Below are 11,868 nucleotides of genomic sequence, written 5' to 3'. Positions count from 1 at the left end.
CCGCGCCCGGCCGGGCGACCGGCCGAACGCGCGGGCCCACCGCCGCAGCGTCGCCCCGGCGTACAGCAGCCGCTCGCCCGGCGCCAGGCACCGGCTGCGGGTGAACAGCCACACCTTGTTGCGCACCTCGTAGAAGAAACGCGTCCGCACGTCGAACACCGGCGCGGCCGTGTGGTGCACCACGACGCTGCGCGGGCACAGCAGGCCGAGCCGCCCGCGCAGCAGCCGCAGCGTGTACTCGAAGTCGTCGTTCCACAGGAAGTAGTCCGCCACCGGAAGCCCGCACTCCCGTACGGCGGCGGCGTCGAGGAGCACCGACACGAACGAGGCCGAGCGGATGCGCGGATGGCCCGCGACGCCCGACGGCCGTGATCGCGGTGTGTTCATCGGATGGTCGCGCCCGTCGGTCCACAGCACGCGGCTGGCGGCGATCGCGGGCCGGTGGCGGCCGAAGGTGGACAGCAACTCCTCCAGCGCCTCCGGCCGGGGGAGCGTGTCGTCGTCCATCAGCCACAGCGCCGTCGCGCCGAGGTCGAGAGCCCGGGCGATGCCGGCCGCGAACCCGCCGGCCCCACCGGTGTTGTACGGCAGCACGAGGAGATCGGCCGCGGGGAAACGCTCGCGTACCAGGTCGGCGGTGCCGTCGGCCGAGGCGTTGTCGACCACGACCACGACGTCCGGCGGGCGCGTCTGCGCGCCGATCGCCGCGAGCGCGCGGGCCAGGAGATCACGCCGCTCGTACGTGACAACCACGGACGCGACATAGGCGTCCTTCAGGCTGGTACCTACTGTTACCTCGCTATTACCGCTTAATGCCGGTAAAACCCCGGAAAGTGAGTGCGCAAACTTAGCATAAGATTCATTCCGCCTAACTGGCCTCTGCTTCATCCCGTACCAGGAACATCGCCCCGAGATTGGCGCATGGCCGAACCCTTCTCCCTCCTCCTCACCGTCTACGCGGGGGACCGCGCGGACTATGTCCGCGACGCGTTCCACAGCGCGGTGGACGCGCAGACCCGCCGCCCCGACCAGGTCGTCCTCGTCCAGGACGGCCCGGTGCCGGCGGAGCTCGACGCGTGCCTGGAGGAGGTACGGGCCGGCCCGGTGGAGGTGACGTTCCTGCGTCTCGAGCGCAACGCCGGCCTCGGCGTCGCACTCGACCAGGGACTGGCGGCGAGCCGGCACGACGTCGTGGCCCGCATGGACGCCGACGACATCGCGATGCCGCAGCGGTTCGCGGTACAGCTTCCGGTGATCGAGGAGGGCGCCGACCTGGTCGGCGCCGGCATGCTGGAGTTCGGTTCGGACCGGCAGGACATCGTGGGCCGGCGCACGCCGGTCTCCGCGCCCGCGGACATCGCCCGGTACGCCCGCCTGCACGACCCCTTCAACCACCCGACCGTGGTGTACCGGCGGCGCGCCGTGCTCGCCGCGGGCGGCTACGGCGACCTGCCGCTGATGGAGGACTACTGGCTCTTCGCCCGTATGATCGCCGGCGGCGCGACGGTCGTGAACCTGCCCGAACCGCTCGTGTACTACCGCGTGGGCGACGGGGCGTACGAGCGGCGCGGCGGCATGGCGCTGCTGCGCGCCGAGCTGCGTCTGCAGCGCGAACTGCGGCGCGGCGGATTCACCACGCGCGCCCAGTACGTCCGCAACGTGAGTGTCCGCGGCGGGTACCGGCTGACGCCGGCCTGGATCCGCCGTCCGCTGTACCGGCGGTTCGTCGCCCCGAAAGGGGCGCGCGACGTGTCGGCCCTCCCGACCGAGGATGTCCGTGAACGCTGATCTGGTCATCGCGGGCTCCGGCCTGTTCGGCCTGACCGTGGCCGAACGCTGCGCCCGCGACCTGGGGCTGCGCGTGCTCGTGGCCGAGCGGCGCGACCATCTCGGCGGCAACGCCTACAGCGAGGTCGAGTCCTCGACCGGCATCGAGGTGCACCGCTACGGCGCGCACCTGTTCCACACCTCCAACGAGCGCGTGTGGGAGTACGTCAACCGGTTCACCTCCTTCACCGGCTACCGGCACCGGGTCTTCACGATCTTCAAGGGCCGCGTCTACCCGATGCCGATCAACCTGGGCACCATCTGCGCGTACTTCGGCCGCGCCATGTCCCCGGACGAGGCACGCGCGCTCGTCGCCGAGCAGGCCGCCGAGGTCACCGACCCGGCGAACCTGGAGGAGAAGGCGATCTCGCTGGTCGGCCGGCCGCTGTACGAGGCGTTCATCCGCGGGTACACCGCGAAGCAGTGGCAGACCGATCCGCGCGAGCTGCCTCCGGAGATCATCACCCGGCTGCCGGTGCGGTACACCTTCGACGACCGCTACTTCAACGACCGGTACGAGGGCCTGCCGGCCGGCGGCTACACCGCCTGGCTCGAACGCATGGCCGACCACCCGAACATCGAGGTGCGCCTCGGCACCGACTTCTTCGACCTGGACGCCGCCGGGAACGTCCCCGTCGTCTACACCGGCCCGCTGGACCGCTACTTCGACCACGCCGAGGGCAGGCTGGGCTGGCGCACCCTCGACTTCGAGCCCGAGGTCGTGGCGACCGGTGACTTCCAGGGCACGCCGGTGATGAACTACGCCGACGAGGACGTGCCGTACACGCGCATCCATGAGTTCCGTCACTTCCATCCCGAGCGCGAGTACCCGCCGGACCGCACCGTGATCGTCCGGGAGTACTCCCGGTTCGCCGAGGCGGGCGACGAGCCGTACTACCCGATCGACACCGCCGCCGACCGGGTCAGGCTCCTCCGCTACCGGGACCTGGCGCGCGCCGAGAAGGGCGTGTGGTTCGGCGGGCGCCTCGGCACCTACCAGTACCTCGACATGCACATGGCCATCGCGTCGGCGCTGACCATGTACGACAACCGCCTGCGCCCGCACTTCGCGGCCCGCGGCACCAAGGGGGCCAGATGAGAGTTCTGCAGCGGGTCGTGCTGCCCGCCGACCGCGACCTCGACGTGCAGAAGCTGTACGTCGAGGGCCGCGGCGGACGGGGCGGGGCGGCCGCCGGGCCGGGCGCCCGCGAGGTGTGGATCTCCGGGCGTCGCGGCGTCGTCGTCGCCTCCGGCGGGCGGGCCTCGTTCTGCACCTACTTCAACGCGTTCCCGGCGAGCTACTGGCGCCGCTGGACCGTCGTGGACGCGGTCCGGCTGCGCCTGCGGCTGCGCGGCGACGCCATCGTCGTCGTCTACCGCTCGACCGGCAAGGGCTTCATCCAGCGCGTCACCCAGCTCGAGGTCGACGCGGACACGGCCGTCGACCGTGAGCTGGAGCTGCCGCTGGAACCGTTCATCGACGGCGGCTGGTACTGGTTCGACATCGCCGCCGGCGACCGCGAGGTCGTGCTCGAACGCGCCGAGTGGTGCGCCGACACCGACCGGCCGCGCGGCAGCGCCAGCATCGGCATCACCACGTTCAACCGGCCGGACTACTGCGTCGACCAGCTGCGCGCGCTCGGCGAGGCGAGTGACGTGCTGGACGTCATCGACGAGATCTTCGTGATCGACCAGGGCACCCGGCGGGTCACGGACCGGCCGGACTTCGCGTCGGCCGAGCAGGCGCTGGGCGGGCGGCTCCGGCTCATCGACCAGGGCAACATCGGCGGCTCCGGCGGGTTCTCCCGCGCGATGACCGAGACCCTCGACGCCGGGCGCAGCGACTACGTGCTGCTCCTGGACGACGACGTGGTGGTCGAGCCCGAGGGCGTCCTGCGCGCCGTCGTGTTCGCCGACCTCGCCCGGACGCCGACGATCGTCGGCGGGCACATGATGGACATCTTCCACCGGTCGGTGCTGCACGTCTTCGGTGAGACCATCGCCCGCTACCGCTGGTGGATGACGCCGGCGCCGCACACTCTCCTGGGCCACGACCTGGCCGCCCACCCGCTGCGCGAGACCCCCTGGCTGCACCGGCGCGTCGACGTCGACTACAACGCCTGGTGGATGTGCCTGATCCCGCTCGACGTGATCCGCAAGGTCGGGCTGTCACTGCCGTTCTTCATCAAGTGGGACGACATCGAGTACGGTGTTCGGGCCCGCGAGGCGGGGTTCCCCACCGTCTCCCTGCCGGGCTCGGCCGTCTGGCACGTGCCCTGGCACTCCAAGGACGACACGCTCGACTGGCAGGCCTACTTCACCGAACGGAACCGGCTGATCACCGCGCTGATGTACTCCCCGTACACGCGCGGCGGCAACATGCTCAAGGAGAGCCTGTTCATCGCCACCAAGCACGCGCTCGCCATGCAGTACTCCACGGCCGAGCTGATGCTCAAGGCGGTCGAGGACGTGCTGCGCGGCCCCGCGGAGCTGCACCGGTCGATGACGACGAAGATGGCCGAGCTGCGCGCCCTGCGCGCGGACTTCACCGACGCGCGCCCCGAGCCGGACCTCGAGGAGTTCCCCGAGGTCAAACGCAGGCGGCCGCCGAAGAAGGGCCGTGCTCCGGCCGCCCCCGAAGGGCGCCGGGCGATGATCAGGACGGCCCTGACCGGGGCGGTGCGTCAGCTCCGGCCGGTCGACTCCTACTCACGCGAGCACCCCGAGGTCGCCGTGCCGCACGTCGACCAGACGTGGTGGCTGCTGTCGCGGTACGACAGCGCCCTCGTGTCCTCGGCCGACGGCACCAAGGCGGCCTGGTACCAGCGCGACCCGAAGCGGTTCCGGTCACTCGTCCAGCGGAACATGGCCCTGCACGCGCGGCTCATGCGCGAGTGGCCCGAGCTCAGCCGGAGCTACCGCGCCGCCATCCCCGAGCTCGCGTCGGTCGACCGCTGGAGGGAGACCTTCGAGGCCGCCCGCCGGGAGGACACGTGAGCGGGGGAACCGACGCGCACGGCGCGTTCGTCGCGGGACCGATGAAGGAGGCCCCGTGACGGTGCCGCCGCTGGTCGCCCCGGGCAGCGGCGGCGGCCTGCTCGACGTCGTGCGGCGGCGCTACCTGCTGCGCCTGCTCGTCCGCCGGGAGCTGCGCAGCCGCTACCAGGGGTCGCTGCTCGGGCTCGGCTGGTCCTACGTGCGGCCCGCGGTCAACTTCGCGGTCTACTTCTTCGTCGTCGGGATCTTCCTGAAGATGAGCAAGGCGATCCCGAACTTCCCGGTGTTCCTCTTCTCCGGGATGGTGCTCGTCAGCTTCTTCACCGAGACGCTGATCACGACGGCGTGGTCGGTCGTCGGCAACGCCTCGCTCGTGAAGAAGGTCTACCTGCCGCGCGAGCTGTTCCCGGTCTCCTCGATGCTGGTGTCCGGCGTGCACATGCTGCCCGCGCTGGGCGTGCTCCTGGGCGGCGCCATCTGGGCCGGGTGGGCGCCGTCGTGGATCGCGACGGGTTCGATCGTCCTGGCGTTCGCCATCGTCGCGTGCCTGGCCATGGCGTTCGGCCTGCTGTTCGCCGCGGTGAACGTCTTCTTCCGCGACTTCGGGCAGGTCGTGGACATCATCAACATCGTCGTCCCCTGGTCGGTGCCGATGATCTACCCGTGGACGACCGTGCAGGAGGCGGCGCACGGCGGCTGGCCGCTCCAGGTGTACCTGGCCAACCCGCTGACGAGCGCGGTGCTGCTGTTCGAGCGGGCGTTCTGGTGGCCCACCAACGACCAGGCCGCCACGCTGCCGAACGGCGCGCCGGCCCTGCCCGGCGGCCTGCTCGCCTTCCCCTACCATCTGACCGTCCGCGGGCTGGTGAGCCTGCTCGCCGCGCTGCTGCTGCTGGCCGTGGCCCAGCTCGTGTTCGCCCGCCTGCAGCGGCGCTTCGCCCAGGAGCTGTAAGAGATGGAATCGATCGTCGTCGACGGGGTGTCGAAGCACTTCACCCTGCGGCACGCGCACTCCATCAAGGAGATCACCGTACGCGCCGCGCGCCGGCAGAGCCTGTCCGAACGCTTCACGGCGCTGGACGACGTGTCGCTCACCGTCGCGCAGGGGGAGTCGCTGGCCCTCATGGGCCTCAACGGCTCGGGCAAGAGCACCCTGCTCAAGCTCGTCTCCGGCGTCATGCGGCCCGACGCGGGGTCGGTGCGCGTACGGGGCCGGGTGGCCGGCCTGATCGAGGTCGGCGCGGGCCTGCACCCCGACCTCACCGGGCGGGAGAACATCTTCCTCAACGCCGCCATCCTCGGCATGACCAAGGCCGAGACCGAGGCGCGCTACGACGAGATCGTGGCGTTCTCCGAGATCGAGGACTTCCTCGGCACGCAGGTGAAGTTCTACTCCTCGGGCATGTTCATGCGGCTCGGGTTCGCCGTCGCCGTGCACACCGATCCGGAGATCTTCCTCGTCGACGAGGTGCTCGCGGTCGGCGACCCGCCGTTCCAGAAGAAGTGCCTGGAGCGCATCGGCGAGTTCCACGCCGAGGGCCGCACGCTCGTCATCGTCTCCCACGACATGGGGACGCTGGAGCGGGTCTGCGGGCGCGGCGTCGTGCTGGAGCGCGGCCGCACGGCGTACGAGGGCGGCATCGAGGGCGCGGTGGACTTCCTCGCGCCGCCCGAGACGCCGCTGGAGGCCGAACAGCGGCGGCGGGCCCGCGAGGAGGCGACGCTGGCCGCGCTGCCGGCCGACGACGCCGCGCGGGCCGAGGCCGAACTGCTCGTCCGGCAGATCATGCCCGACGCGCCACGCCTGCCCGACCCGCGCGCGACGCTGGAGTACGCCCTGTCGCTCGCCGCCGGGCAGGACGGCATGGCGCTGGAGTTCGGCGTGCACACCGGCGGCACGCTCACGGTCGTCGCCGAGGCGCGTGAGGGCAAGAACGTCTTCGGCTTCGACTCCTTCGCGGGGCTGCCGGAGGACTGGCGCGCGGGGTTCCCGGCCGGGCACTTCGCCCTCGACGCGCCGCCGGAGGTCCTCGGCGCCGAACTCGTCGTCGGGCTCTTCGAGGACACCCTGCCGGGCTTCCTCGCCGAACACCCCGAGCCCGTGGCGTTCGTGCACATCGACGCCGACCTGTACTCCTCGGCCCGCACCGTCCTCACGCACCTCGGCCCCCGGCTGAGCGTGGGCACGGTGATCGTCTTCGATGAGTACTTCGGCTATCCCGGCTGGCGGGAGCACGAGTACCGGGCGTGGGAGGAGTTCGTGTCCGCGTCGGGCGTGCGGTTCGACTATGAGGGGTTCACCGAGGGAGACGAGCAGGTCATCGTGCGGATCACAGGTATCTGATGGACGCCGGGACGACGCGGTCCGACGCCGTGCCGACGGAGGCGGTGCCGACGGGGACGCCGTCGGAGGAGACCTCGCCGGCGCAGGCCGAGCGGCGCGCCACGGGCCGCCTCCGCGAGCTCGACGTGCTGCGCTTCGTCGCCGCGGCGGTGGTCATGCTGCACCACTACACCGGCGTGCCGGCCCCGGAGTGGCCGGGCGGCAACGCCCGGCGGATCTTTCCCGAGCTGGCCCCGGTCACCCGGTACGGATTCCTGGGCGTCGAGCTGTTCTTCCTCATCAGCGGGTTCGTCATCCTGCTGAGCGCCTGGGGCCGCAAACCGGGCGACTTCATCGTGTCGCGTTTCCTGCGGCTGTTCCCGGCGTACTGGGTCGGCGTGCTGCTGTCGCTCGCGGCCTATCTGGCGTTCGACTCCTGGGTCCCCTTCGGCCCGAACACCGACGGCCCGCTCAAGCGGCTCCTGCCGAACCTGACGATGCTCCAGGAGGGCGTCGGCTCCCAGCGTATGGAGGTCGTCTACTGGACCCTCTACGTCGAGCTGCACTTCTACGTGCTGATCGCGCTGTTCACCTGGTGGGGGATCACGTTCAACCGGTGCGTGGCCTTCATGACGGGCTGGCTGCTGTTCAGCGTCTTCGCGCTGGAGTCGGGCGAGAACTTCCTCAAGGTCGTTCTGCTGTGGCGGTACGCGCCGTTCTTCGTGGCCGGGATGGGCTTCTTCCTCATCTACCGGTACGGGTCGAACATCATCGTGTGGCTGCTGATCGCCCTTTCCTGGGCGCTCGGCTGCTACTACGACGTCAAGTACAACTTCCCCGACTTCACCGCGGCCCCGCACTCGCTGTACATCATCCCGGCCGGGGTGACCGTGGTCTTCGCCATCATGGCCCTGGTCGCGACGCACCGCCTGTCGTGGCTGCGCTGGCGCGGCCTCACCGTGCTCGGCCTGCTGACGTACCCGCTGTACCTGATCCACCAGACGGTCTCCCGCACGTTCGTGCCGCGCCTGCTGCCGCACCTGGGCCGCTGGGAGGTGCTCGCCGTGCTCATCGCCGGTGCGCTGGTCTCGTCGTACCTGATCCACGTGCTGATCGAACGCCCGGCCCAGCGCCTGCTGCGCCCGCGGCTGAAGGCGGCCCTGGCGCGGATCCGTGCCGACGGCGCGGACCCGGGGGACCGGCCCCCCGGCTCACCCGGCGGTGATCCGCCCGGCCTCAGCGCTTCGGGGCGAGGGTGATCGCGTCGATCTCGGCGCTGCAGGTCGCCCTCGTGAGGCGCAGCGTGTCGCGGCCGGCGTTCAGGGCGACATCGGCCGCGGTGATGGTCCACCGGTCCCAGCCGTACGCGGGGTAGCGCAGCAGGCCGTCCGCCCGGCCGTTCACGGTCAGCCGCTGCTCGCACGGCCCGCCCGTGCCGTTGCCCGCCCGTACGTAGAGGCGGTAGCGACCGGCCCGCGGCATCTCCAGGGTGAACTGCAGGAAGCTGCCCGCCGCCGCCAGGTAGCCGACCTTGCCGTCGCCGGAGGCGTTCGCGGTCTCCAGCCGCTCACCGTCGCTGACCGTCGCGTACGACGGCGACTCCGCCTCCCACCGGGTCATGGGATCGCCGGTGATGGCGGAGTACCAGCGTGCGGCCATCTTCGCGTAGCCGCCGTTCGTCGGGTGGATGCCGTCGGCGAACAGGTCGTGCCGGCCGAGCGCCGCGTGCATGTCGACCAGGTGGACGTGGCGGCCCGCGGACGCCCGGGCCGCGACGATCCCCGGGATCGCGGCGTTGAAGGCGCGGACCCGCGTTTCGTTCGCCTTGGCGGCCAGCGGTGTGAGCGTCGCGACGTACACCTGCGCGGACGGCATCGTCGTGGTGATCAGGTCGATGAGCGCGGCCAGGCGCGCGGGCGCGGCCCGCAGGTCCCGGTGCTGGATGACGTCGTTCGTGCCGATCTGCAGGAGCACGACGTCGGGCCGGTACTCCAGCAGCCAGTCGCGCGTGTGCGCGGTCAGCTGGTGGATGCGCCAGCCAGGATGGCCCTCGTTGTCGCGGTCGCCGAGCTGGGGCGGGCCGCTGGACCGCGAGCCGACGAAGTCGACCTTCATCCCGTCGGCCTTCATGTACTGCCACAGGTCGCTGCGGTAGCCGCCCAGCGACTGCAGGCCGTCGGTGATCGAGTCGCCCAGCGGCAGGACGCGCGTCGGGAACACCGCCGGATCCGCCTTCGGCGGCGCGGCCCCCAGGTCGCGGTGCGGGCCGTCGCCGCTCACCGTCATGCGCACACCGGCACAGGCCGCGAGGCAGAAGAGCGACGCGACCGCGGCGAGGAGGGTCCGGTCCAGGCGCGTCACGAAAGGCGATCCCGGGGGTAGGAGGCGCTCACGGCGAGGGGGCTGACAGCGATGGGACTTCCGGCAGTATGACTGATGTGACCGCCTCGCGCCGGAGGAGTGGCCGGGGCGCCGTGCTCGCCGGTTCGCCCGCCGCGCTCGCTCATGGCAGGGGCCGCCGCCACAGGGTCGGCTGTTCGCCCCGGTGATCCGCGCTGATCCCGACGCCGAGCAGGTCGGCACCGGCCGGGGTCAGCCCGGTGAGCCACTGGTCGCCGCGGCCGGACAGTCCGGTGCCCTGCGGCGTCTGCGCCGTCCAGGTCCGGCCGTCCGCCGAGGTCCACAGCACCACGTCCGTACGGCCCGCGCGTCCGGCCGCACCGGCGATCACGAAGCCGTGCGGCGTGGCGGTCAGCGCGGTGGCGGCGGAGTTGCGGTCGCTGGAGTCCGCGCCGTCCTGTCCCGCCTTCGGCAGCCGGACCTCCTGCCACGACGCGCCGCCGTCGGAGGAGGTGAAGGCGAACGCCGTACGGCCGGATGCGATGCCGGCCGTGCCGGTCGCCACGAGCACGCTGCCGTGGACCGCGACCCGGTCGAACCACCCCTCCGCGGCCCCGGACGGCTGCGGGAGCTGTTTCAGCGTCCACTTCAGCCCGTCGGCCGAGGTCCAGACGGCGGGGCGGCCCTGCGGCGCGTCCTTGACCGTCGGGTCGCTGACACCACCGACCGCGACGTAGCCGGACGGCCCGGCGACGACGCCACGCATCCAGCGGTTCGCCGTCTTCGTGCCCTCCAGGTCGCCGCCGCTGCCGGGCTTCCAGGTCTTCAGGTCGGAGGAGACCCAGGTGCCGGCCGAGAACCCCGACTCTCCGACGATCACGTACCCGGCCCTCCCGTAGGCGGCCGCGTAGGTGGCGGTGTGGCCCGAGCCCGGGTCGAACCCGGGCGCCGAGTGCCAGGTCGTGCCGTCCGGCGAGGTGACCGCGAGCGGCCGCTCCCCGTCGTAGCCGACGGCGAGCCAGCCCGCCGCGCCCGGCGTCACGTTGATGAGCCGCTGCTTGCCGGGCCGCGCCAGCGCACCGCCCGTGTCGCCCGCCCGGGTCCACCGGGAGCCGTCGGGCGAGGTCCACACGGCCGCGTCGCCGTTCGTGCCGCCGACGGCGACCCGCAGGTTCGCCGAGCTCGCGACGGACGTCACGGTCTGCTCCGGCCGGACCGCGCCCGGGATCGCCGTCACGTCGACCGGGATCTCCTGGCCCAGCGTGTCGCGTACGGCGAGGACGGCGTCCGCGTCCTGCCCGTCGTCCTCGCGCGCGGCGACGATCGTCGCGCCGGCGGTCACCGCCACGCCTTCGATGGTGCGGCCGGAGGGAACCGGCACCTCACCGCCGTTCTGCCAGGTGCCGCCGTCGTCGCTGCGGGCGATCAGGACCTTCTTGTCCCCGCCGATCACGGCGGCCAGGCCCCGGTCGGAGGACGTGAGCCGCTGCAGGCCGCCGTACCCGGGCAGGTGGATCTCGCCGGCCTTCCGCCAGCTGACGCCGTCCGCCGACGTGAGCACGACCCCGTACTGCTCGGACTTGCTGTGGGCGTTCCGCCCCGCGATGAACCCCGTGGGCGTGGATCCGATGGCGATGCCCGGACCCGCGGTGCCCTTCGGGTGCGGTACGTCGCCCGCGGCCCACGTGCGGCCGCCGTCGGACGAGCGCCACACGCCGTCCTTGACGATCCGGCCCTTGCCGTCGGTGGACCAGCCGTACGCGATGACCAGGTCGCCGTGCGCGGCGACGTCGATCAGCGAGAGCGGGCCGCCGGGCAGCGACATCTTCAGCTGGTCGTTGCCCAGCCGCTCCCACTGCCGGCCGTCGGAGGAGAGCCACACGACCGGGACGGCGTCGCTGTAGTCGCCCTTCTGCGAGGTGTCGCCGACCGCGACGAAGCCGTTCGCGGTGCGGGCCACCCGGGTGATCTTGTCCCGGCCGAAGACCGCGCCGGTCGAGTCGGGCTGGCGGGTCCAGGTCTGGCCGTCATGGCTGGTCCACACCGCCGTTCCGGCGTGCGAGCCGCCGAGGGCGACCCACGCGCCGGTCGAGCCGGCGATCACCCGCGGGGTGTCGCCGTACCCGGGCTCGGCGCCGTCGGGCGTACGGACGTCGGCGAGGCGGAAGGAGCGCCCGCCGTCGCTGGAGACCAGGAACTCTCCGCGGTAGTCGGCCGTCTCGGTCTCGCCGCCGATCGCGACGACGATGGAGCCGGCCGACGCCACCCCGAGCAGTTCCTGGTCGTGGCCGTCGGCCTTGGCGGCGGGGTCCGGCGCGAACGTGGCCCCGGCGAGCTGCGCCGCGGGCCCGGTCGTCGTGTGACGCAGCGGCCCGCGCCCG

The 11,868-nt window shown here is 72.1% G+C and carries 9 protein-coding genes; 6 read left to right on the top strand and 3 right to left on the bottom strand.

Annotation, left to right across the window (positions count from 1 at the left end; translation table 11 throughout):
* On the bottom strand, window positions 1-753 hold a 753-nt coding region (locus ACFFNX_RS28480), incomplete at its 3' end, for a glycosyltransferase (RefSeq protein WP_378208693.1).
* Window positions 754-921: 168 nt separating this feature from the next.
* Here ACFFNX_RS28480 and ACFFNX_RS28475 point away from each other — a divergent pair.
* The 6 genes from ACFFNX_RS28475 to ACFFNX_RS28450 are packed head-to-tail and all read left to right on the top strand — an operon-like array spanning window position 922 to window position 8,406.
* Entirely contained in the window at window positions 922-1,788 is an 867-nt protein-coding gene (locus ACFFNX_RS28475) for a glycosyltransferase (RefSeq protein WP_378208691.1), read from the top strand.
* Window positions 1,772-2,926, top strand: a complete 1,155-nt coding sequence (glf, locus tag ACFFNX_RS28470; RefSeq protein ID WP_378208689.1) for a UDP-galactopyranose mutase — start codon at window positions 1,772-1,774, stop codon at window positions 2,924-2,926. The genes ACFFNX_RS28475 and glf overlap by 17 nt, the downstream gene beginning before the upstream one ends.
* Window positions 2,923-4,824: a glycosyltransferase gene (locus tag ACFFNX_RS28465; RefSeq protein WP_378208687.1), complete on the top strand. Its 1,902-nt coding sequence runs from the start codon at window positions 2,923-2,925 to the stop codon at window positions 4,822-4,824. The genes glf and ACFFNX_RS28465 overlap by 4 nt, the downstream gene beginning before the upstream one ends.
* A 55-nt stretch (window positions 4,825-4,879) precedes the next feature.
* Window positions 4,880-5,776 carry an ABC transporter permease gene (locus ACFFNX_RS28460; protein ID WP_378208685.1) on the top strand — a complete coding sequence of 299 codons (897 nt, stop codon included), beginning with the start codon at window positions 4,880-4,882 and terminating at the stop codon, window positions 5,774-5,776.
* A gap of 3 nt (window positions 5,777-5,779) precedes the next feature.
* On the top strand, window positions 5,780-7,168 hold the full coding sequence (locus tag ACFFNX_RS28455) for an ATP-binding cassette domain-containing protein (protein WP_378208683.1): 1,389 nt from the start codon (window positions 5,780-5,782) through the stop codon (window positions 7,166-7,168).
* Window positions 7,168-8,406 carry an acyltransferase family protein gene (locus ACFFNX_RS28450; RefSeq protein ID WP_378208681.1) on the top strand — a complete coding sequence of 413 codons (1,239 nt, stop codon included), beginning with the start codon at window positions 7,168-7,170 and terminating at the stop codon, window positions 8,404-8,406. Before ACFFNX_RS28455 ends, ACFFNX_RS28450 begins: the two co-directional genes overlap by 1 nt.
* Here the strand turns inward: ACFFNX_RS28450 and ACFFNX_RS28445 are convergent.
* Window positions 8,384-9,508, bottom strand: a complete 1,125-nt coding sequence (locus tag ACFFNX_RS28445; RefSeq protein WP_378208679.1) for a GDSL-type esterase/lipase family protein — start codon at window positions 9,506-9,508, stop codon at window positions 8,384-8,386. The genes ACFFNX_RS28450 and ACFFNX_RS28445 overlap by 23 nt on opposite strands.
* A 142-nt stretch (window positions 9,509-9,650) precedes the next feature.
* The coding region (locus tag ACFFNX_RS28440) for a beta propeller repeat protein (protein ID WP_378208677.1) at window positions 9,651-11,868 on the bottom strand (2,218 nt) is incomplete at its 5' end.

It is taken from the genome of Actinoallomurus acaciae (genome assembly GCF_042429965.1).
Taxonomy (GTDB): Bacteria; Actinomycetota; Actinomycetes; order Streptosporangiales; family Streptosporangiaceae; genus Actinoallomurus; species Actinoallomurus acaciae.
The sequence above is the reverse complement of the archived record's forward strand: the minus strand, read 5'-3'. Positions and strand labels throughout refer to the sequence as shown.